Origin of the sequence: Paenibacillus sp. PCH8, from assembly GCF_002968835.1 — a bacterium.
Taxonomy (GTDB): Bacteria; Bacillota; Bacilli; order Paenibacillales; family Paenibacillaceae; genus Paenibacillus.
Genome location: NZ_PKQK01000001.1, coordinates 1,416,314 through 1,440,011, shown reverse-complemented (window position 1 = coordinate 1,440,011; position 23,698 = coordinate 1,416,314). Strand labels below are relative to the sequence as shown.

Below are 23,698 nucleotides of genomic sequence, written 5' to 3'. Positions count from 1 at the left end.
TCCTTATTACTCTCAATTACCCCTTTAATAGGATATGATGTCCAGTTACGTAGCACAGCACATCCGAATAGAATATTTGTTTTATCATGCTGATAGGTTGTGTTATAGTCATCGGGAAGTGATTTGGAGGAGATAATGATGATGATCAAAATTACAACTGGACCAACTCTCGAAGGATAGCGCCTACGGGTCCAATAACTGCGTGTTTCCTTCAACATTGAAGGTGTGAAAGCTATGTCAACTTATCAAGTCGTTCCTATGATCTATGATTCCAAGGAACAGATTGAAGCTATTATTTTGCTCGAACAACAATGTAAACAGCTTGATTCCATTCATCTGAAAGCAGACCTTGACCATATTAGCAAAAAAGACGGAGACCACGCGCTCCTCTGTTATCGCCACGGTGATTTAGCAGGACTGCTCAGTTGGTATCCATCCGACGTCGTAACCGGAAATATTAACGCGATCGTACATCCGCATTATCGTCGCCAAGGTGTATTCAGCAGCCTACTGAACAGGGCCATCCTGGATATGAAACCACAGGGAATCAACCAACTCAGTTATCGCGTTCCTCAGGGCATATCTCCGGGTGTTCATACTGCACAATCCCTTGGAGCCGGATATGATCGTGCGGAGTACTCGATGCAACTTGTGAATCAAGTCCTTGAAGTTGCGGAACCGCCTGAACTAACGTTGTCCGTGGCAGAAGCGGAGGATATGGAGTTTATGGTCACTTGCTCATCCCAAGCTTTTGGAGATTCGGAGGACTGGACACGCAATTACTTTATGCAAACGAATGAACCCAGCCGAGTCACCTATATTGCATGGCAGGATCAACAGCCTGTTGGGCTGGTACGGGTCAACTCCATTAATGCAACAACCGCATTTATTCATAACTTCTGTATCTTGCCTGCTTATCAGGGACGGAAACTGGGGCGCACCGCGCTCAGTATTCTGGTGAATCTCCTAAGGAAACAAAGTTACACAGATATTCGCCTGTCTGTGGTTACCGAGAACGAACGTGCTTTGAATCTGTACCGCAGTGTTGGTTTTGAAGTGAATTCCGAGTATCACTATTTCAGCGGTAATCTCGGTAATCTATAAAAGGCAATGGAGAGAGATTGTTCTCCGCAATGGGAGACTTTCTCTCTCTTTTACGTGATACAGAGCCATACATTTATTTTCAGAGACCATTGGAGAATTGAAAAATCAATTTATAGCCATCGGACGTTTGCCCGTGCATTTCTCGATAGTTACCTTCGGTATAATTAGCCACCGTTTTCCGCCAGAAGGATTGGCCGATCTTATTGTTCTCCGATGGATTGGTGAACAACTCCCAACTTCCTCTAAACATGCCGAAAATCGTCGATGCCGCGTGTTCAGCAACGCCTACACCTCGAAACGGCCGCATCAGAAAGAAATTATGTACAAAGTAATCCGTTTCTTGTGAGTAATATGGCGGCACGGCTACGAACGCAAACCCTGCTGGAATGCTATCTACAATCATCAGGAACGGATAAAGACACTCCGGTTGTTCCCACCATACGTTCTGTACATCATACTGATCCTGTAACGTTCTGTACTCATGACTTTGTTCAAAAATCCCATGTTGATTCGGAGCATACTCTCCACCCAGACCATAATGACCGGATAGATCGTGCAAGTATAGCGGGTACATATTTTTAATCACATACGCCTCCTCCTTACTCGTTAATTTCACATCTATATTCATATTCACCAACCTTCCCAGTTGACCGAAAGATCTAGTTAAAGAACTCTCTTCGCATATCCTTTGTCCGTCATATGAATTGTACGCTCAGATATAGCACTCGAATATATAAAGAATCCTTAATAACCATTCTCTACATACGAAAAAGCCAATTCGATTGCTCGAACGTGGCTTTTAGTTTCATCCCTTTTTGCCATATACAATTTTCTTGATGCTATCCACGGATAAACAGTATTGCTCTGCAAGCTGATCAATGGTCCTACCTGCGGTGAATAGCTGGCGAATCTCGTTGTTCCGTTCCTGCACAAGAATTCTGCCACCCGAGTTCTCGCCCCACTTCTTATGGGCATCCTTGGGCCTAGGAATATAGATTAAGCCACCAGGGATATGACGCTGTATTTCTCTAAGCAATTCTTCCGGGAAGATTGTATCCGCATTAATATATTTCACGTTGCTCCACTCCTTAAAAGTTAAATTCTTTAAGGTAGCAGAGTCGTACAATGAACGCATTAAATATGCACTACACTACAATAGTATGGCGGAAATGGATTTCAGGCTCTATGCAAACAACCGCCGTTGTTCATCGTGTGGACTCTGCATAGAGCGGGTCGTTAAACTTCTTATGAATCGAATCATGGTAGCCCCCCATTCAATCGTCAAATCTGTAATAAACCCCTGTTAATTCTTCTGAAACGCTCCATAGCTTGTTTGAAATGTTAGCGTCATATAATTTATCGATAATCTTAGCGCTCTTGGGATAGCCCTTCGTGCCGCCCATACCACTGGGAGCAATATACTCCCCTCCCGTAATCGTCGGATCTGTTGCAGCATACAAGGTAGGTAATGCCCCCATATGTGCAGGTTGACTAATGATTTTCAAAAGACTCCGCATGAATATATTAGCCTGTTTCCCCGAACCGAAGGAAAATAGATTGGTATGCGAAATTCCTGGATGAGCGGCGATACTCATGGAATCAATATGGGCGGAATTAAACTTATTCTGCAGTTCTTTGGCAAACATCAGATTGGCTAGCTTGCTTTGACTGTAGAACTTCATGGGAGCATATCCTTTGGAGCCATCTAAATTATTAAAATCAATTGCACCATTACCAGCTGCCAAACTGCTTACAGTAACCACTCTCGATTTCGGAGTAGAAGTCAATCGAGGCAATAGCAGGCCCGTAAGCGCAAAATGGCCTAGATGATTACTACCAAACTGCAACTCAAAGCCATCCTTCGTCAACTGGAATGGAGGATTCATAATTCCTGCATTATTAACGAGAATGGACAAGGAATCGTATTGCTCAAGAAAAGCGGCTGCGAACTTACGGATACTAGCTAAATCGCTAAGGTCAAGCTGCATAACGACTACCTCTCCAGCGACATGTACAGACGACTTTATTTGATGAGCTGCCTTTTCACCTTTTTCCAGATTACGAACTGCAAGGATAACTTTCGCGCCTTTTTCAGCTAACGCTAATGCCGTTTCATACCCTAACCCACCGTTCGAACCTGTCACAATCACTACTTTATTGGATACTGTCGGGATGATGTCTTTAGTCCACACTTTGCTCATTTCTCTTCACACCTCTCTTATCTTTTCCTTAATACCCAAATGTCCAGCGTTTATAGCTTTTATCCCCCACCATACTGGCTAACACTCCGTTCCAGCAGCTCTCTAACCTGTTGCTTCAACTCAGGCGGCGAGATCACTTTCACTTCCGGGCCATAGGAGAGTAACTTTCGCGCTGTAAAAGAAAACTCTTCAGGCGGAACCAGTCCACGCCATTCATGGCCTTGATCCGACTTGAACAACACATCCGACGCGGCGATCCTTGCTCCAAATTCCGTGAATTGCAGCACCACTTCTACGCTCGCTCTGTCTTCTTTGGCATCTAGCCACGCTTTCAGACTCGGAACTGACTCATCCACCGATTCCATAATAGCCAACTGCTGCATACGATCCACCCGATACAACAATACACGATCCTTATTCCGGGCTGGCATGTACCAATGTCCCTGCTCATAGTAGATGCCATAGGGAAAGACTTGGACTTTTTTAAGACCACTGCGGGCATGATACATAAACTCGATTTCTCTCTTTTCTACCGCTGCACCCAATATCTCGGTTGTTAATGGTTCGGCATGCTCACCGGGATGCTGGACAAAGGTGATATGCTCTCTCATTCGCATAATGAGATCCTGTACATCCTCAGGCAAAGTGGAGAAATACTGCTCAGCCAGATGCTCACGCATCGTTCCATACGGAAAATCCGGGACTTGCTGTAGATATTCCAGCATCATAAACAGCCCTAATGCCTCCTGCTGTGTCAGTTGAAGGGGTGGCAAAATCCGATTAGGCAAGACCCGGTATCCGCCGTTCACGCCAACTTCGGTGTACAAGGGAAAGCCCAGTGCCTGCAACGCGTCCAGATCTCGCTGAATCGTACGAACCGAGACGTCGAACCTTTCTGCCAATTCTCGAGCAGTGAACTTCTGTCTGGAATCCATCAGACGCATAATGGCTAGCTTTCGATTATTCATGAATTCAACACCCTAACTACGTCAACTTTTGTCATAGTTAAAGTGTATCATACATTACAGAAGGGAGCGATGAACATGAACAATAACAAAACCATTTTGTACATTGCTATGAGTTTGGATGGATATATCGCAAGGCTGGACGGTTCGGTAGATTGGTTATTTGATGTGGAGGGTGATGGTGGAGACAACGGGTATGCTGCCTTTTATCAGACAATCGGGAGCGTTGTTATGGGACGTTATACGTATGAAGAGGTGCTCACACTGTCTGAAAAATTCCCCTATGCGGATCGGCCAACGTATGTGCTTTCCCGCTCGGAACAACCGCCCGCTCCACATGTACAGTTTACAAACGAGACGGTAGATACGCTCATCCCCCGATTAAAGCAGGATTCTGATGGAGATGTGTGGATTGTGGGTGGCGGAATATTGGTTCAGGCTGTGTTAGCCAAAAAATTACTGGATGAGATTGAAGTTGCCATCATTCCGAAAATCCTTGGTGAAGGCATCCCCTTGTTCCCAGTAGGCACTGTGCCCAGTCAATTCACAATGGTCCGCACTCAGACGCTCGGACAGATCATTTCGATTCGTTATGAGGTACAGAACAGCGTCACAGTGGACACACCCCCAAATATCTAGATAATGTAGAAGAAGAAACAGACCATTCTTATGATGAAGGGACCCCATAAAGTGAGACACATCTAACCATTGGGGTACCGTTCATGAAAGAGTGGTCTTTCCATCGACATGTTCAAGCTATCCTAGCATGCCTTGTACATATTCCGCTAACACTTCTGCCGTCCTACGGTGAGATAACTCGCCTGGATGAGTGCGCGCCCCTATCGTCTCTTCGGTTGTATCAGGAAGCTGGATGATTGAGACCTTGCGGTCCCCTGTCTCCTTCGTATACGCATCAACCGCACGGTAGATCGCAGGCATCATCGGGAAACCAAGCATGCCATACGCCCATACGAGGTGTGCCGCCGGATTGTTTTTCCGAAGTTTGAACAGGAACCGTTCCACCGCTTTCTCAAAAGCAGCCAAATCCTCTTCATGATACGTACCATCTTCGTTCATACGCTGCTTGTACACCTTGCCAGTGTCGGGATCTTTCCACTCAGGTGATTGAAATGCACCCCCATCATTGCTCCCCAGGTTCACAACGACCACATCCGGCTGCCACGAACTAAAATCATGGTGATCTCCTGCGCCGAGCGCTTCGGTACGTTCACCGGCAAGCAAGCCGCAGACCTGTTCGTAAACATTGGGGATATTCCCCTTCGGATTGTTATCCCAGCTTGTCAGTACACCCCAGCCACTCTGCGAAATAACCCGATACTCCGCATTCAATGCCTCTGCGGTCATAAACGTATAATTATGTATGCTACTAAACCACATTGGAATCCAATCCTCTTCCGCTTTGGCTCCAATTGCACCTTCACCGGAAGTAATGCTGTCACCAATAAACTCAATCTTGTACGTCTTTTCCTCTACAGGCAGAAATGTTCCATCCGATTTCACCGCATGAATCTGCAAGGAACAGCCCGGGTCTCCACTCATTGCTTGAACATCCTTAACGATCCGTACATTCTTCACCACATCGGCGTTCATGCCCCGGAATACACAGACCCCGTACCTTCCTGCGGTCAACATCTGCCGGCTCACCGGAACACCGTTAATGAGAACGCTAATCCAAGGCTCATACATATCATATTGTGACTCTACCTCTACCCATAGTTCAGAGCCCTGTACATTAAGTTCGATGGCACTTCCCGTCCAAAACAATGTCAAAGGTGCTAATTCACCTGTTGTTCGACCATGCACTTTGAGATAGGACAGTTCCGATAGCGAAACCGTCTGTATTCTTCCGTTACTTGATTGTACACTCACATATACTCCTCCTTAATAGATGGCGCTGAATGGCGCATGTCCTGTCTCGGCATTTCGCAACTGCATCAATCTTCCTTAGCCAACATCATCATCATCCCTGATCACGATAGAACGTGTCATCGACATCGGTTCCTTTTATTAGATTCACTTTGGGAATAGTTACACTAAACGTGGTACCTTTATCACCTAATGGGGCTGATTCCACCAGAATTCGTCCCGCCAACGACTGAACGATATCACGTACATGGGACAGGCCAATGCCCGTTGCGGCAATGCCGACTTCATTGAACTTCGTTGTGTAGCCCGGTTCAAAAATGACATCCCGTTTGGCTTCGGGTACGCCTTTGCCAGAATCCATCACTACGAAATGTACGTTATCTTCCTGCTCATATACACGAATCCGGATCGTCCCATCATGCTCAATCGCTTCTACCGCATTGGCAATCAGGTTGTTCATCACGGTTAGAAGAGGAATGTAGTAAGGGGATTCACAATCATACTGTTGCTCGATGTCGATCTCCACCTGCTTATGCAGCATCTCACTATATTTTCGGTTTGCTTTGCTGGCAAAGTTCAGCACTTCGGATAGGCTCATGTTGACCGCTTTTTCGTTATCATACAGCTTCAGCAGACCCGCCAGAATACGCTGTGAATCCTTCTTCACTTCATGAATTTGCTGAGCGATGCCCAGCGTGCGCTGACTGTATTGATTCATGTCCTGCTCCCGGAGATCGCGATATAGATCATAGCTGTCTGCCGTGATGCCTTCGATCGTATTCATCGCTTTCTTCAGGTAAAAGACCTCACCATACAGACCCGAGTTCACACTCAGCATCTGCTCCATCCGCTTCTCCTGCTCTGCATGTAAGAGCCGCATCTGCCTCACCGCAAAGCTGTTGTAGAGCCCAATGACAAAGTAACTTCGCAGACCACCCATCACCAACAGATATAACCATTCCTTCATATAAAAGATATTAGTCCCGTTTAATATCCCGCGAAGGAGCAACTCGATCAGATTGGATGAAAAATCAAGACATGTGATTAACCCACCAAGCAGAAGAGGCGGTATCTCATGGAATCGATTCTTGAATTTGCTAAGACCATAGGTGAAGATCACATAATATAGGCCCGCTCCCAGATTGTCCCGCATGCTTTCCAGAATGGACACGGTCTGCACATGATTGATTAGATCTGCCGACTGAAACAGGAAACTCGCGATGCCTGTCAGAATTCCTGTCTTCACATAAGACAGGTGCGGCATAATCATCAGCAGAAATAAAAGGATGCTGACCCCCAGCCCGATTCGGAAGTAATCTTCCCGGAACGGATTAATCTTGAATTGCGCCCCTACCGCTGTGGCAAAGGCGATGGCCGTCATCTGCACATTCTCATTTTTGACCCAATCTCGCATCGATCTCTTCACCCACTATAGCAACGTTTAGCGCCCACTGCCGGAATCCGCGCTTCTAATGTTAAATATACTAACATATGAAAGAAGCATTAGAAATAATTAAAATTAGGGAATGAACGCGCAAGCAAAACAAAAAGGCCGGAAGTCTTCACTTCGGCGGCCCTTTCTTTATATCTCATCCGGAATATCAAATGAAACCATCGTTCCCTCACCCGGCTCACTTGCGATTGATAATCCTTGACCATACCGTTGCAGCAATCTGCGGTTCGTATTCACAATGCCTATTCCGCCTTTTCCACCAGGCGTAGCATGTAGCAGGTCTGCAACCTTCTCCGGTTTGATGCCTTTGCCATTGTCCTTGACCTCAATACGGGTATAACCCTCATGGCGAGTGATAGACAGGCATACCGTCCCGCCCACATTCCGACTTAATAGCCCGTGTCTTACGGCATTTTCGATCAAGGGCTGAATCGATAGCGGCGGGAGAAGCAATGGCAGATCCGGCTCTATGTTCAATACCACCGACAACCGATCTTCAAATCGTGTTTTCTCAATAAAGAGATAGGCTTCCACGAGTTCAAGCTCGTATGATAATTTCACCAGCTCACCTGTATTGAGATAATTGAAGCTGATCCGTAGATACGATGAAAAAGCTTCTCCAAGCTTCCGCATATGCTCTGTATCAATATCACTTAAGACCATAAGTGAATTCAGCGTATTGAACAGGAAGTGGGGCTGAATCTGGGCCTGCAAATAGGCAGCCTCCATACGCAGGCGCTCCCGAATGGACTGATTCAACATGATCAATGCATGTATCCGATATTTTAGCTCCAACGCATCTACAGGCTTCGTAACATAATCATTCGCACCCGACGCGAAACCGGTATAGATATCCGGCGGCTGACTTCGTGCAGTCAACAGCAGTATGGGAAGCTCCGACATGGAGAATTGTTCCCGCACCTTCTGGGTTAATTCATATCCAGACATATTCGGCATCATCACATCCGTAATGAGCAGATCCCACTGACGTGTGCCCAGTAATTCCATCGCTTCCTGGCCCGAGCTGGCCGTAGTTATGGTGTATGGCTCCGTCGAAAGAATACTGACCAGCACATCCAGATTCACCGGATCATCATCCACAGCGAGAATGGCAGCTCTCCCCTCTTTTAACAACGGAGCCATCTCCGCTGTGGCCGAGGATTCCACTACGCCCATACCGGGACGGGGTAACAGGAATCCGTTAGGTGCATCTTCCATCATCTCCATCGCCTGTTCCCAGATCAGGGGAAGCTGCGGCTGAGCCAGATGGGTTTCATGTGCGAGCGGCAGATTGAAGCTGAATACCGAACCCTTTCCGAGTTCCGAGTGAACCGTTAGTGTCCCGCCGTGCAGTTCAACGAGCTGTTTGCAGATGTTCAGTCCAAGCCCGATGCCTTGTCCATCACTTATTCCATAAGACCCTTGTTCATATGGAAGGAATATGCGCATCCGCGTGGCCTCATCCATACCAATGCCCGTATCCGTCACATGAATCAGAGCGTGTCCTTCACGAATTTCGGCACTTACGGCGATCGTTCCTTCCTCCGTATGTTTGAGCGCGTTATGCAGCAGATTATACAAAATCTGAACGAGTCTTTCTTCATCAGCCATGACCAGTGGGAACGATTCCGTAATCTCCATATGAAGGCGGACTGGTTTCCGTTCTGCCATGAATTGCAGCATGGCCATAATGCCAGGCACAACCGACTGTATGGAGAGAGGTACCTGCCGCAGAATAATGCGATGCTCCTTCAATCGGACCACATCCAGCAAATCCCCGAGCAGATGGGACATCCGCCGACCGATCGTAATGAGCAACTCCATATCCTCCATGCTCCGTTCATCCAACCTGCTCTTCTCTCTGGTGACCACGTTGTGAGCGATGTTAATGATCCCGTGTAGCGGAGTCCGTAGTTCGTGTGATGTATTAGCCAAGAACTGATCTTTAATTTTGTCACCCTTCTGCAATTCTGTATTCAATAGCATATTCTCTCTGGCATTCCTGAAGTACTTCTTGAACCAATATGCAGAGAACCCCGTAATAGCAAAAATAATATCGATTGGATAATATACCGTCGTCACATCTTTGGCAGTCTCGGCCACGCTCCATAGCAGGTTGGATACAACGCCCCCTGCCGTTAGCAGCAGAAAAACCATGTCCCGGTCCGCTTGTTTCCTGAAAATCATCGTTCCGACGATGTATAGAAATCCAATCATGAAAAAGAGAAAGAATACGTTAATGATGTTGTAATGGATCATGGCATATGTAGTGTGAATGGGCACCACCACGATAACGGCGGTATAGATCAAGGAAATGACAGCATGTATCTGAAGCCATGTCTTTCGTATATGAACCATCGTTAATCTCTGGAATAACAGCAAGATACATACATTTTGTAACAACAATGAGATCAATCGAATTTTGATGCCCCAGGTATAATTGATAGGAAGCCATAACATCAATATATTATCATGACCCATCATAACCGCGATGCCAACAGATAAAGTTAATACGGCTCCAACCAGCAAGGAACGTTCCTGTCGATTAAATGCGTAGAGAATGCAGGCATACATGCCGTGAAGGAGCAAAATCAGAAAGATGACCATCTGAAACCCAATGGAGTACCATCGCGAAAAATCAACAGCTGCCTGTGAGCCGAAGCGAACAGACTTGCTAATCCCACCCATATACGGGCTGTCGTGGTTGGCTACGCGGATTAGCAGTTCAATGGCTGTTGTTCCTTCCTGATCGTAGGTCCCCGTATATGATGTGCTTCTGGGTGTATACGTACTGCTATCCACGGAGACCACACCCATACCCCCGTCGTTGTCTCCATTCATCTCAATCTCGGATGAACTTCGGATTCCCTTGAACCAGAAGGTAACAGGTGTCTGAAGCGGGTTTGTCAAAATACGCAATCGATATGTTCCGTAACCGTACGAACTATCTTGTTCCTGACTCTGTGCACTCCCCCAGTCTCCTGGGACCTGAACACTCTTCGCACCACCATTCCTCTTCGCAATCTCTTTCCGAGTTAGTAACTCATTCGGGTAGAGCTCCCATTCCCCATTCAAGTACATGACTGGAGATTGATTCAGATCCACACCCCGTAAGTCAATCACCCCATTAACGGCGCGATGCTCATCAACCGTGTAGAATAGCTGGGACCATGCCGAGCGCATACCAATCAATACTCCGAAAATGATCAGCATGATGATCATATATCTGTAACGATGCACAGGTTTCACTTGCAGTGATTTCATCAATTATTATGTCTGACTTTGGTTAAACCGAGTTTCCAGTCCTGATACCATTCGCTAATGTTCTCGCTGATGGGTATCTCCAAATCGTGCTCCATTCTGGTGGTTAAAAGACGATACTGTTCCTCTACACCGAGATCGTTGTGCATGTCATCATACAACTTCATTAGAATAAAATAACTTTCTTCTTCATCTGGAAGCATATGTTGGATACGCCTCGTGCTCTCAATCACTTTCTCCCCCAGCCCCTGCTGCTGGTAATACAGACTCAGTTGTCTCATATGATACAACCACAGGTAGCGTAACCTCTCCCGTTCAGGTTCGGCCCACATGTACTCGTAATTGCCCAGATACGTGCCCTTGTATAGATAGAGCGCTTGCTCATAGGCATGAACGGTACTTACGTCCACGACTTTCCATTGCCTGATTTCCTGTTCCCACTGCTCACTATCCAACTGAGCTTCACCCAATTCGAGCTTATAGCCTGCTTCCAAGTGCCCACTCTGAATCGTAATCATATCCATATTGTATGCTTTCAGGGTTTGGCGGACATGATACATTGCGGTATAGAGTTGATGCACCGTCTTATCCTCTTCCAATTCAGGCCACAGCATCTCAAGCAACACACTGCGATGAATCGTCTGATTCCGATGATGGAGTAAGTAAGCAAACAACTCCTGCGCTTTACTTGTGCGCCATTTGGCAACTTGTACATCCTTACCGGGAAGCTTAAAGTGAATCTGATTAAAACAGCAAATTAAAGGTACGTTCGTATCCTTAGACCGTTGCTCACGTTTTACGCTCAGTTTCTCCTGTACTCGGCTCACCGTCTGCTTCAATCGATCTTTCTGGATGGGCTTCATTACATAGTCCAAAGCCTGTAGCTCGAAGGCATGCACAGCATATTGGTCGTAACTGGTCACAAATATAATTTCGATGCCAGGTGTTAACGCCTGAATCTGTCTTCCCAGATCCATACCATCCATCTCTGGCATATGGATATCCAGAAATACAACATCAGGGCGATGCTCCATTATTCCTGCCATAGCCTCTGTCGGGTTCATGTATGTAGCGATAATCTCGATGCCGCTTACTTCTTTTTCTAGTGATTTTCTAAGGCCTATCAACGCTAGACGTTCGTCGTCAACCAATATCACTTTCACCGGAGCTTCCTCCTCGACCCTGAGGTCTTGAGATTTATTTTCACTATTATATCATAGGAATTTTAAGTATTTACGTTCTTGTTACCTATTTTTAATTTCTAGCAATTTAATTGTATAATACTTAATAGAAGACAGGTTAACAGATCCCGTCTAGAAGAGAGGAAGGTTCTATATGTCAGATACTAATCAAAGCTTTGGGCAAGCCCTTGTCAAATCATTGGTGGGGGAACGCGGTCATATCCGCATCGCCCGTGCTCTACCCGATATGGATGTCACACTTGCTGCTCGCACGCATGATGCGATGCCATATACCATCTATCAGTTGGTGAAACACATGCATTACTGGCAACAATTCATGCTCGATCACTTGGAAGGACGCAAGCCGCAACTCCCTGCTAACGTGAGTGAGAGCTGGCCCGAGGAGACAGGCCCACAGGATGAAGACACGTGGAAGGCGGATATCCAGGCATTTCTGGATGGAATTGATCAGGCGGTAGCCATTGCGGAAACTGCACAATTAGATGATCCACTGCTCTATTTCCCAGGTGAATCCAAGGCAGGACTTCTGCGCAATATCGCTTCCCATAACTCGTATCATCTGGGTGAGATTGTTCTGCTTCGTCGCTTCTACGGCGCATGGCCGCCACCAGGGGGCGGATTCCCGGCGTAAGCCATATGATGAATGGATCTATTGAATGAACGACATATGAAGCTGTGAAAGGAGCGTTCTTCTTTTCACAGCTTCTTGCCGTTGTAGCAGATCCGTATCTATCTATACGCCCATTATAACGTCCATGGCCTGCTCCAGAAGAGAGCGATGTTTATGGATGTCTTCCAGAATCTGAGTGACCGTACGATCATTCCGTAAAAAAAAAATGCATAAGAGGCCGATCCTCAATGGCAGAATCGACCTCTTATGCTCCTTCATCAATCAGAAGTGGGTGGCTTGAACCGGATTTCCCCCCGATTACTTCAAGAAAAGCTTTAGACTTCCGGTCTCATCAATCCTTGGATAAACGTCTCAAAATTCGGTGCAAGCGAAATGGTCATCTTGGGGTTTTCCCTATCCACATAGACCACTTCAGGTTCCCCGTCGTTACCAAACGAGCGATAATCAAGCATCACGACTCCCGATGCCAATGGCGACACAGCAATAACCACGCCAATCTCGGGATATCCATTACGCTCAATCAGAGTCCAGCTACCCTCTGTACCGCACAATGAGTAAGGCTTCTCACGCCCAATACCTAGTATGCCTTCGATTTCTATATACTCTGTAGCTCCTGAGTCTGCGTCCGTCACAGGGAAATAGCGGTTGTACGGAATTCCGCCATTATGTACCTTCATCAACTCAATATAGGAAGCAGGAAGACGGAACACCAATTGCTCCTCCACCGAATCAACGAGACCCTCACTTGGCAGAGCCGACACATAGTGCTCCAATGCCTGTTCACTGTCGTTCCAGAACTCACCGGATACCGGCTCAGGATCAGCGTGAACGATGGGCACCGTCGCAATCTCTGCACGGGATTCCGGGTTCGTTTCGGTTTCGGTATCGCTCTCTTCTCCAGCTTCAGATGGGGAATCAGATTCCTCTTCTTCTTGGTTTCGGATCCACTCCAGAAATTCCAGGGTGTCTTCATCTCCAGGGTCCAACTGATCCGCTCTTTCGAACGCATGTAGCGCATTATCGTATTGCTCCAGATAATAGTAAGCTAGTCCAATTCGATAATGCCAGAGCGGGTCGTCTGCCCCCTCATCTGCCACCGTCAGGAATTGCTCAACGGCTTCTTCATAACGTTCCAGATTATTCAGCGCTCGGCCCAGGTGATTAACCAGTTCATAATCCCTCACGTCTCCAGGAAGCTCCTGAACTGCATCTACAATCTCCAGGTATTTGTCTTCCTCGTGCCACGCTTCCAGTTGAACCAATAGATCTTCTCTCATTCCAATTGCCTCCCCGTTCATTCAATCATATTATGTATTGAAAATTATACCACTATCCAGATCACCTTCTCCAGCAGGACAAGATCCGTCTCACTTCATAACAAAACAAAAAAAGACGAGACAGCTCGTATACACGAACCGCCTCACCCTTTTTCCTGATGAAAATTATTCAATTCGTTCTATCTTTATTACAATCCTTCAATAAGTGCCTTAATGGAGCTATCGCTCTCCAGCGCACGGATGATGATTGTTACTGCTTCGGCACGAGTAGAATTGCCGTTAGGCGAGAACTCAGAAGTCGATGATCCTTGGATCAGATTAGCAGAGGAAGCCAGTTCAATCGCTTCGGCAGCCCAGTTTTCGGACTTCACATCGCTGAAATTAGTTGGTGCACTCGTCCCAATCGCATTCAGATCAAGTACACGAGCAATGATCGTCACCATCTCTGCACGGGAGATGGTCGCATTCGGCTTGAAGGTTCCATCTGCATAACCGCTGATGATACCCTTATCAGCCAGGGCACCAATGTAACCTGCAGCCCAGCTGGAAGTTGAATCCTTGAAGCTGTTTGCAGTCGGGCTTTCAACCAGACCGAAAGCTCGTGCAATCATCGCTGTGAATTCTGCACGGGTAACAGGTGCATTAGGACGGAACGAACCATTCTCGTATCCGTTAACCACACGCAATTTCAGCGCTACGTTAATGTTTTTGTTCGCCCAGTGACTCGCAATATCGCTCATGGCCAGCTGCTCATTTTTCGTTGCTGCAATAGCTTCGCTAACTGTTTTTAGCACATTTTCCTGACTTGTTACACCCGATTTGAACGGATTAGGCTGAGCAGTACCCGGATTGGTTGTATCCGTAACCGCCAGGGCAATCCGATCGTTCTGATACACTACCTCTGTGTTGAATTGACTTGGCAGACCACTTACCTCTACAGAAGCAAATTTGCCGTTTTGCTTGTGAGCACCATGGCTGACAAGTGTAATCATACCCTGAGCAGGTACATAACTGTTATCAAAATTCACTTGCAACTTACCATTCGCGTTCAACGCACCCTTTACGTTAAGCACATCATTAGTACTACTTACGTTAAGTTCCAGCGTTCCGTTAGCTGCTTGTGTAAAGTCACCTTCAATGTTCCATTGACCCTCTACATTCTCCGCAACTGTACCTCCATTATTCACTACATTACCGGTACCAAAAGCACTCAATGTTCCGCCTTCCAGTGTACCTGCGTTAACCTCAGTGCCACCAGAATACGCATTGTTGCCTTGCAGCATCAACGTACCATTGCCTTCTTTCGTCAGCTTTCCTGTTCCCGAGATGTTGTTCTTCCAAGTATCGAGGGCATGAAATCCTCCCTTGCTGGCATCCATGATCACCGTTACGTTGTTGTTGAATGCTCCATAACCGTCTGCCGCAGCAAAAAGATTCAGACGTCCCCAGCCTTCCGGATCATCCAGTACCGGATAACCTGATGCAATACCCGTTGTCGCCAGGACAGCGCGGCGTTGCTGATCGTTCAGATAAGGCTGTCTCGTTTCCAGCAGCACTTCCGCACCTTTAGGCACTTGTACCGGCTCTGTTGTGGAACCGATTTGCGGGAAGCCATACGTCAAACGCTGAGTGTATTCCGATTTGTTTCTAGCATAATCTGTGAAACGATCCTTACTTGTACCTGTCTCTTTCAAAAGTATATCGTGTGCCTGATCATACGCTTGTTTCTTCAATTCTGTATTATCTGGATCATTCAATGCTGATGCCGCAAACGCCGTTGCCAGTACACGGCCTCCCATAACATCAAGAGGGGAGTGCATTCCGGCTACGATCCGGTCGTCACCCATTTCCGAAGCACGTGTCACGAGCTCCTGGAATCGCTCAGGAACAGAATAGGCCAGTGCCAGTGCAGCAAGATAGGAGGCGTTCGTATGTCCACTCGGGAAGCCGCCATCTGTGGCTGGATTGCTACTTTGCACTGCAACCAGTGAAGGTACGATGACTGATTCATCCTTCCAGCGGAACGGACGCATGTATTGGTAGAACTTTTTCGCCTGTTGGGTTGAAGCATAATCACCGCGAACTTTACCTACCAAATCAACCATTTTACCAAGCTCGGAATTGGAATCCCCTGCTTTATTCGAGTCATTTTTGTCTGAATACTTGGTTGTAGCAGCGTCTGCCGGAATGCCTGCAATGGACGTAAATGTACCTGATTGCTCACGGTATACGCCTGAAAGTTTCCCCAAACCCTCTACTGCGCCATACGATTGATTGGTACGATCCGTATAGTATGCAGCATCTTCATCCGCTTTGGAGCGTGTCTGTGCGCGCTGTGCTACATAATCAATGTTGTAGTCCAGCACAGCACTGTTCAGTTTCTTCCCATTATCCCAAGAGTCTCCTGGCGTCCACAGATCCAGAAACTTGGACAGGGTTCCAATCGCCGGATTGCTATTTACAGTCATATTGTCAGGCTTATTATTCTTGTACGTATCTACGAAGTAGCCCCATGCCGGTTCTTTCGGTAATGCAACGGTGTCATTATTTTGTGCTGCAAGCGCAGCGCCCGGTGCCATGGAACTTGTCAGAACGACCAAACCTAGAGCAGCAGTGAACAGTCTTTTCGTGTTTTTGTTTTTAGTAGCATTCGTTTTCAAATCGTGTCGACTCCCATCGTTTAATAGTTGGTCTCGGTTCGGTCTCAATGTAGCATTGTGGCCGCCAACCAGCAATAAAACAATTTCGTCATTGTATCAATATCGACGCAATATCAAAAATCCTCAATATTTTACACTAAGTTAATATAAATCATGAACCTTACCGAAATCAGGTAGTGTATAATTTGGGCCGGGAGGAATGTCTAATGAAAAAATGGAACTCCGCATGGGCGGGTCTGGCGATCTCATATGGTTCCATCGTGGTCATCATTGTACTGCTCATATGCTCATTCTTCTATATCTATTTCTCGCGCAGTTATAATGAAGAATTAAAGAACAAGAATCAACTGATTCTTGAAAATACAGCCCGTACGATTGAAGGAACCGTATTACAACGTGTTCAACAGATGTATGTAGACCTGTCGCTCGACAAATCTGCCAACATAAGCATGTTCGCGGATAAAGCCAGTAATCGTGGCGGGTTGGATCATGTTGTTGATCTTCAAGAGCTGCTCAAGGCCAAAGTTGCCGGCAATGCCGACATCTCTCAAGCCATTCATCTCTATTATCCTAAACAAAACATCATGCTATCTTCGCTATACGGCCTGCGCTATGACGCAGATCAGGGCGAGAGTGCCGCATATTATACGGACTGGATTCAGGAGATGCGGACAAGCAAGCATAATAGCCTCTGGACGCCTTCACGCCATATCCCTAAGGATATTTTCTCCAGCATTCCGGCGGATACCAGCAATGATCTATTCACGTATGCACATAGCTATCCTTTTCGTTCTACGGGAGAGACCAGTGATGTCATCATCGCCATAGATGTGAAGGAAAGTGCAATAAACCAAATTATAGAGAATATGATGCCTTCGCAATATAAAGAAACATTTGTGGTAAACCGGGCGGGAAATCCCGTAAGTAACACGAATCAAGATCTGTTGATGCAGGACGGAAAATATGAGTCCAGTATGATGAAAGCGTTGAATTCCGGTCATGCCAAGGGCAGCTTTGATGAAGAGGTGAACGATGTATCCTCCGTCGTTTCCTATCAGACTTTGCCTTCAACAGACTGGATGATCTATAGCGCAACGCCCTCCAGCTTCTACTATAAGCAAGCAACCATGATCCAACAGCTCATCCTTGTCATCTGTCTTGTTGCCATAGTCGTCGGTCTTGCGTTATCCGCAGTACTCGTCCGAGCCAACTACAGTCCAATCAAGCGCCTCGTTGGCCGGGTTAAACACTTGTCTGGTCCGTCACCTAAGCATATCACCAATGAATACCATCTCATTGACAGTGCGTTCAATCAGTTGAACGACAAGGTAAGCGACCTGGAGGAGACGTTGCTGGCGAATAGCTCTGCAATCCGGCAAAAGGCAATCCTCCACCTGTTGCATGGTGGGTATACTCCTGAGCAATGGGCAGAGGACCTGCCTGCTCTGGGCATCTCACCACAACAATACTCTGCGTATTGTTGTTTGCTTCTGAATACAGGGGGAGCCCATCTGGGAATCCAATCAGATAACCTGTCTACGGCGTCATCCCGATTGATCCATGGACTGGAATCCCTGTCTCTACCGAACAGCCATCTCATTGCCGAGGAACTACCCGATAAGAAACTCGTGGTCATTCTGTGTACCAATCTGGATTCAGAGCCACTCCTGGATCAGCTATCCCATCTCCTCTCATCGGAGGCCAAACAACAATTCCATCGGGAGATCCAACTATCCGCTGGCCCTTGGGTACAGGAGTTGACCGATGTACATGAGAGTTTCAGTGAAGCCCAGACATTAATGAAATACGCATACTTCGTGCCTGAACTCACCATCCTGAATGATCGCAGCATACTCCAGCGCGAGCATAATCTGGAGGAAATTCCACAGTCGATGCTCACCAGATTCAGAGACAAGCTACATGCCAGGCAGCTGGAAGAGGCGATCAAGGCTCTGGACCAGTTCATTGCTACGATGCGCAAAGGTCTATATCCCGCAAACTATTGCCATTTCATGCTAGCAAACGCCGTATTCGTGTACTCCGATGTGGTGAAGAACGTTCGTTACAAGCACCCTCTTCAGCACGGCCAACCGGATCTGTACCAAGAATACGTCAGTATTGGCAACATTCTGGCGTACCGCAACTGGCTGGTGGAGTCGATCACGGTGTTTATCTCGGAGACCGAGAATCGGAACAGTGATCGGGCTGTTTCCACCATTGGGCTAGCGAAGCAATATATTAAGAATCATCTATCCGAAGACCTTTCACTGGAGGCAGTAGCCACTCAGGTATTCATTAGCCCCAAATATTTGAGCAAGCTTTTTAAAGAAGAAATGGGTGTTACCTATACCGATTACATCACTTCCCAACGGATGGAGCGGGCCAAGGAATTGATTGAAAGCAACAACATGACCGTTGAACGAATAGCCAGTTCGGTTGGCTACGGGACAACAGCCTATTTCATCAAAAGGTTCAAAGATATGTACGGCTGTACGCCAGGCCATTATCTGCGCAATATCTCTTCGGCAGCAATGGCAGATGCGGATCTTTAACATGAGGGGAGGGTTAGTGGATGAAAAAAAAGAGACAGCAACGTGTGACTGTGCTTCTCACGGTATTGTTTCTGGTCGGTATAACCAGTATTCTTGGTGGCTGTAATCTGCCTTGGTCACAGAAGGCCACCGTTGAAAAGGAACGCGTCGCGTCGATTAATTCAACGGATTCAACGCAAGCGCCACTCCACATTTCATGGACGATGCATCAGAATCTACCCGTCTCTGAAGATGCAGAGATGCTGAGTACTGTAGAAGATCAATTCGGTGTTGATCTCGATGTGTGGAACCTTGAAAACAACAAATATGAAGCTCTTCTGGACATGAAGCTGGCCCAAGGTTCCATTCCCGATCTGTTTCGCATCCGCCAGCCACAGGACTTACTGAAATACCAACAGCAAGGTGTGCTTGCTGAGATTCCTGAGGAAACGTTGAACACGTATGCCCCGAACCTGATGCGAACGATCCGTGAACAGGCACCTGCCTATGCGCATGCCGGGATGATTGACGGCAAATACTACGGAATTCCCGTCATTAATCCGACCAATATCTACCGCACACCTGTGGTGTATCGGCAGGATTGGCTGGACAAGCTTGGCTTGCCCGTTCCGCAAACGCTGGCTGATTTTGAGAAGATGATCTATGCCTTTACCTATGATGACCCTGATGGCAATGGCATTCAGGACACCTATGGTCTCTCCAGTGAAGGGATGAACGTGGTGTTTGGCGCCTTCGGGCAGATCGTCTTCGCAGATCAGCTCTACTTTGCCACGAAGGACGGGGAGAGGGTCATCGGTGCATTAGAACCGGAGATGCAAGAAGCCCTTCCATATTTGCGTAAATGGTACCAGGACGGTGTCATTGATCCTGAATTTGTCACCGGGGAGAACAAGGGCGGTTATAAACATTTGTCTCATGCCTTTATTAACAGCAGGATAGGCATGACATCGATGGGCAACTATTATCACTGGATTCAGGCGGGCGACTATCTGGACTGGCGATATGATCAGAATGGTCATATGGTGAAGACCCCGGCACAATCGACATATAACGTAAAAGAGCTAACTGCCAAAAAACCGGATGCCCAGGTTGTTGTCGGGAAACCTTTTACCGGACCTCACGGACAACGCGGCTCCAAAGGCTATGATATGCTGATGAGCTTTACGGCAATCGGTGCCGATGCCGTTAAAGAGCCTGGCAAGCTGGAGATGATTCTCCGTATTCTAGATTACGTGAGCGCGAACCCTGACCCGGACGAAGCAGCAACGATGACCTTTGGTATTAAAAATAAGCATTGGACCTGGACAGACACCCTCCCCCGGAACGTGATCATTCTTCCCCCATATGATACGATGTTTGGTTATCAGAACGGAATTGGTGCGAACATTGGCATGACAGTTCCAGTGAAGCAGACTGGGGAACGGGAGCGATGGGCATCCACGCTCGAACTGGATCAGGATGGTATCTATAACGCGCTTGAGGTGGCCACTCCTTCACTTGCCAAGTACGGACAAGAGTTGATTAAGCTAAAGAATAAGGCCTACATTGCCTTCATTACAGGCGAGAGACCGTTGAGTGAATTTGACGATTTCGTGCAGGAATTTATGGACTCAGGCGGTGCAGTCGTGCTGAAAGAAGCGAATGATCTGGCAAATTAAACAACGCAAAAAGGCTTCGTTACGTCAAGTTCGAAGTCTTTTTGCGCAGGATACTCACTTCAACTATTAGATGATTAAGGTCCGGTAATCACTTGTGGACTAGAGGGGAGTAATGCTGATTAATATGTGGGCGATATGGCGAAATATCGGAAACTGTTCATACATGGGTCTTTTTCTATATAACTCAGACCAAGTACTCCGCCATAATCTGCTCCATGTTATATGGTGTCACACCTTCATCCACCCCGTAGATCGTATCCGCCTGATCCATCGTATCCACCAGTTCACCTCTGGCCTTGGTGTGGAGCATGAACAAGTCATGCAGATTTGGTTTGCGTAATGTCGTCATCGCTTTGCCCATCAAGACCATGCCCTTCTGATTTCCCTCCACATTGTTGTTGAAGTCCGGGTATCTCTTCAGAGCCAGATCCGTCCAGATGATTGTACATTGAACCAGATCCAGAATAACCGGAATGGCGATCTGTGTATCTGCTGTAATATCGATCTTGTTGGCGACGGTGGACGGCTCATAGATCTCGCTAGACCCCGGCTTCTTCCGCATCATCCAGCCTGCAAAACATTCCGGCAGATCACAGTACGGATGACTGGTGAAGGAATGCAGCGTCGCAACCACATAACGTCCACCATAGTTCACGATCGAAGGAATATGCAGATCAATGAATTCACTCGCTCCGTAGGGTGCAGTCACCATATCCCCGCTATGGACCGCTTTATATTTCGCAGATCGCAGATTCGTGTACGAAATATGTTCAAGGTAATTCCAATTCTCGTCATACATGACGGCCGACAGATCAATGTCCACACGTCCTGTGGACTTGCCATCCACTTCCCCCTCTTTCCACCAGCTAAAGAAACGAATCGTATCACCCGCTGCCATCGGTACACGGCTTCCCCGCACAATCGTGTGAAGTGCCTTACTCGCTGATCTTTGGGAAAATGGCACCAGATAGTCCTTGAGCTGCGGATCGATGTAGGTCTTACCAAGCATGGGAAGAACGGCGAACCGTTGTACCAATGCCTGCTCACATAATTGTACGACTTCCTGACATATCGTCTCATCCATCTCCGGCAGCTGAACTGGAATCGCAAAAGCCTTTGCCACATTGCCTTTCGGGAAAAAGATACGCAGGTCCTGCGGTTCATTACGCTGCACAAAATGCTGTCTCACCTGTAACAGCACCGGGGTTGATACCTGCGCCGCTACCTCGCTGAATGCCAGCAGCACATAGGCTTCCTCTTCGGTGATGCGCAGCATGTGATCCAGCCTTCTGGCGAATTCACCTGGGCGCTGTGATAACAGATCGATCAGGGTCCAGATATTGCGATATTGGAATGCAAGCTCCACACTTCCATTGAAGGTTGTGAACGGTTTATCATTACGCAAAAGTTCAAAGGCTTCCTGACATCGCGGATACCTAAGCTTATATTCGGAAGGATGCAGAATTTCGCCCAGGCGAATCCAACGCTCCTTATAGCGGAGCATATCCTCTGTAATGGGGCCACACTGCTCCAGCAAGCCGAGCAGTAGGCGTCTCTCGCTCCGTTTAAATTTACGGAATGGGGAGGCGACAGCCAGACTGACGTCACCATCCGACCAGGAAACGGCTAGACGGAGCACATCGCTTGCCGTTTTGAAATAATGCCCAATCCGTTCCATATTCGCTTGTTCATACATTAATAGTGTAGCGACAACGAAGCCTACATTTTCTTTGAATGGAATATCCGCAGGCAGGATCGCATCCACCTCACTCGGATCTGCATGTTTCAATGCTCTTTTAATATCCTTCTTATCGGTATCGGATATGGAACCCTTCGCTTCAATGAGTTGGCGGATCAGCTTATGGAACGCTTGCTTGCTCCCCAGATCAATGACCTTCATATCCGTCCTGTCCAGTAAGGGCGATCTCCCTGCCAAGGGTTGACCGGAATAGTCCACTGCCAGATGGGTCAGATAATGAAAAATCGCGTTAAGGTATAGCTCTGCCTCATCCTCTTGCATGACTTGCAACGGAAATCCCGCATACATCGGTCTGTAATCCACATGGGCACCAACCATGACTTTGAGATCTTTCACGAGTTGGAGATATACTGCTTCGAATTGTTCCGTGGACAGCTTCCGTAGTGCGTGCATCAATTCATTCGAGAACGTGTATCCCAGTGCTTCAATATTTTTGAGGGCAGTCGCCAAATGAGCCTTAGGCAATCGTTTCTCCCCTTCATTAACTTCGATAATAAGTTGGTTTGTTCTGCGCAAATAGATGGTATTGTTCATGATTAAAGAGTCCAGGAAAGCCACATCCCTATACTATTGGATTAGGGTAGAAGGAAGGAATATGATAGCCTGGACGCCTCCTCTCTGAAAATGAAATCTTCAGGAGAGCGGCGACCCTATGATCTCCAATGATTGTAGAAGGAAGGATCGCCATAGCCTGAAGGCCATTGGTCCGAAGTTGTGACCCGAACCTTTGGTGAACTCATCATCTCAGATTCCATGATATCCCAACAGGGTGAAAGTATTACGACAATCGCTTCTTCCTGCAAAAGAATATCAAAAAGCCATTGCTAATCCCAAATATCAGCAAACATTGCGCTAGCTGCATGGCGTGCGATTTGTTCTATGGCTTCTTCTGCTGTCAGAAAAGATCCGATAATCTCGCAATCCTCTCTCTAGCAACAATTTGTTCTACCTGCTCAGAGAGAGATATTCATCATCTACCAAAATCACTCTCATATGCACAACTCCTCTGGCTCACTGATCATCCTTTAATCTATAATTTCACCATAAATATTCTTCATTGGCAGAGGACATGCAGGAATTTGAAATAT

At 47.0% G+C, this 23,698-nt stretch carries 16 protein-coding genes; 5 read left to right on the top strand and 11 right to left on the bottom strand.

All coding sequences use genetic code 11. From position 1 onward, the window contains the following. Positions 1 to 234 precede the first annotated feature (234 nt). Positions 235 to 1,104, top strand: a complete 870-nt coding sequence (locus C0Q44_RS06355) for a GNAT family N-acetyltransferase (RefSeq protein ID WP_105406510.1) — start codon at positions 235 to 237, stop codon at positions 1,102 to 1,104. Positions 1,105 to 1,183: 79 nt separating this feature from the next. Here C0Q44_RS06355 and C0Q44_RS06350 read toward each other — a convergent pair whose 3' ends face one another. The 4 genes from C0Q44_RS06350 to C0Q44_RS06335 form a co-directional block, all read right to left on the bottom strand. Further along, on the bottom strand, positions 1,184 to 1,690 hold the full coding sequence (locus C0Q44_RS06350) for a hypothetical protein (protein ID WP_258166189.1): 507 nt from the start codon (positions 1,688 to 1,690) through the stop codon (positions 1,184 to 1,186). 219 nt (positions 1,691 to 1,909) lie between these two features. Beyond that, positions 1,910 to 2,179, bottom strand: a complete 270-nt coding sequence (locus C0Q44_RS06345; RefSeq protein WP_105406508.1) for a CD3324 family protein — start codon at positions 2,177 to 2,179, stop codon at positions 1,910 to 1,912. Positions 2,180 to 2,378: 199 nt separating this feature from the next. Continuing rightward, positions 2,379 to 3,305 carry an oxidoreductase gene (locus C0Q44_RS06340; RefSeq protein ID WP_105406507.1) on the bottom strand — a complete coding sequence of 309 codons (927 nt, stop codon included), beginning with the start codon at positions 3,303 to 3,305 and terminating at the stop codon, positions 2,379 to 2,381. Positions 3,306 to 3,364: 59 nt separating this feature from the next. Further along, positions 3,365 to 4,273 (bottom strand): helix-turn-helix transcriptional regulator, encoded by a 909-nt coding sequence (locus C0Q44_RS06335; RefSeq protein ID WP_105406506.1) that lies wholly within the window; start codon positions 4,271 to 4,273, stop codon positions 3,365 to 3,367. Positions 4,274 to 4,342: 69 nt separating this feature from the next. Here C0Q44_RS06335 and C0Q44_RS06330 point away from each other — a divergent pair, with 69 nt between their 5' ends. Beyond that, positions 4,343 to 4,909 carry a dihydrofolate reductase family protein gene (locus C0Q44_RS06330; RefSeq protein ID WP_105406505.1) on the top strand — a complete coding sequence of 189 codons (567 nt, stop codon included), beginning with the start codon at positions 4,343 to 4,345 and terminating at the stop codon, positions 4,907 to 4,909. Between the two features lie 117 nt (positions 4,910 to 5,026). On the opposite strand, the gene C0Q44_RS06325 is transcribed toward C0Q44_RS06330, so the two are convergent. The 4 genes from C0Q44_RS06325 to C0Q44_RS06310 form a co-directional block, all read right to left on the bottom strand. After that, positions 5,027 to 6,160 (bottom strand): SGNH/GDSL hydrolase family protein, encoded by a 1,134-nt coding sequence (locus C0Q44_RS06325; protein WP_105406504.1) that lies wholly within the window; start codon positions 6,158 to 6,160, stop codon positions 5,027 to 5,029. A gap of 91 nt (positions 6,161 to 6,251) precedes the next feature. Next, positions 6,252 to 7,583, bottom strand: coding sequence for a sensor histidine kinase (locus C0Q44_RS06320; protein WP_258166187.1), 1,332 nt, complete (start codon positions 7,581 to 7,583; stop codon positions 6,252 to 6,254). Between the two features lie 156 nt (positions 7,584 to 7,739). Further along, a complete protein-coding gene (locus tag C0Q44_RS06315; protein ID WP_105406502.1) occupies positions 7,740 to 10,874 on the bottom strand; it encodes a hybrid sensor histidine kinase/response regulator in 3,135 nt (1,044 codons plus the stop codon). Further along, on the bottom strand, positions 10,874 to 12,034 hold the full coding sequence (locus C0Q44_RS06310; RefSeq protein WP_105406501.1) for a response regulator: 1,161 nt from the start codon (positions 12,032 to 12,034) through the stop codon (positions 10,874 to 10,876). The genes C0Q44_RS06315 and C0Q44_RS06310 overlap by 1 nt, the downstream gene beginning before the upstream one ends. 172 nt (positions 12,035 to 12,206) lie before the next feature. Between C0Q44_RS06310 and C0Q44_RS06305 the strand changes: the two genes are divergently transcribed. Next, positions 12,207 to 12,704, top strand: coding sequence for a DinB family protein (locus tag C0Q44_RS06305; RefSeq protein ID WP_105406500.1), 498 nt, complete (start codon positions 12,207 to 12,209; stop codon positions 12,702 to 12,704). A 314-nt stretch (positions 12,705 to 13,018) separates the two neighbouring features. Here the strand turns inward: C0Q44_RS06305 and C0Q44_RS06300 are convergent, their stop codons facing one another. Continuing rightward, entirely contained in the window at positions 13,019 to 13,981 is a 963-nt protein-coding gene (locus C0Q44_RS06300) for an SMI1/KNR4 family protein (RefSeq protein WP_105406499.1), read from the bottom strand. Positions 13,982 to 14,169: 188 nt separating this feature from the next. Then, positions 14,170 to 16,560, bottom strand: coding sequence for an S-layer homology domain-containing protein (locus C0Q44_RS31415; RefSeq protein WP_105407620.1), 2,391 nt, complete (start codon positions 16,558 to 16,560; stop codon positions 14,170 to 14,172). 287 nt (positions 16,561 to 16,847) lie between these two features. Between C0Q44_RS31415 and C0Q44_RS06290 the strand changes: the two genes are divergently transcribed. Beyond that, entirely contained in the window at positions 16,848 to 19,193 is a 2,346-nt protein-coding gene (locus C0Q44_RS06290) for a helix-turn-helix domain-containing protein (protein WP_105406498.1), read from the top strand. Between the two features lie 20 nt (positions 19,194 to 19,213). Continuing rightward, entirely contained in the window at positions 19,214 to 20,851 is a 1,638-nt protein-coding gene (locus C0Q44_RS06285; protein WP_105406497.1) for an extracellular solute-binding protein, read from the top strand. Between the two features lie 184 nt (positions 20,852 to 21,035). Here the strand turns inward: C0Q44_RS06285 and C0Q44_RS06280 are convergent, their stop codons facing one another. Continuing rightward, the gene (locus C0Q44_RS06280) at positions 21,036 to 23,144 is read right to left on the bottom strand and encodes a TerD family protein (protein WP_105406496.1); all 2,109 of its coding nucleotides are present in this window, start codon (positions 23,142 to 23,144) and stop codon (positions 21,036 to 21,038) included. Between the last annotated feature and the right edge of the window lie 554 nt (positions 23,145 to 23,698).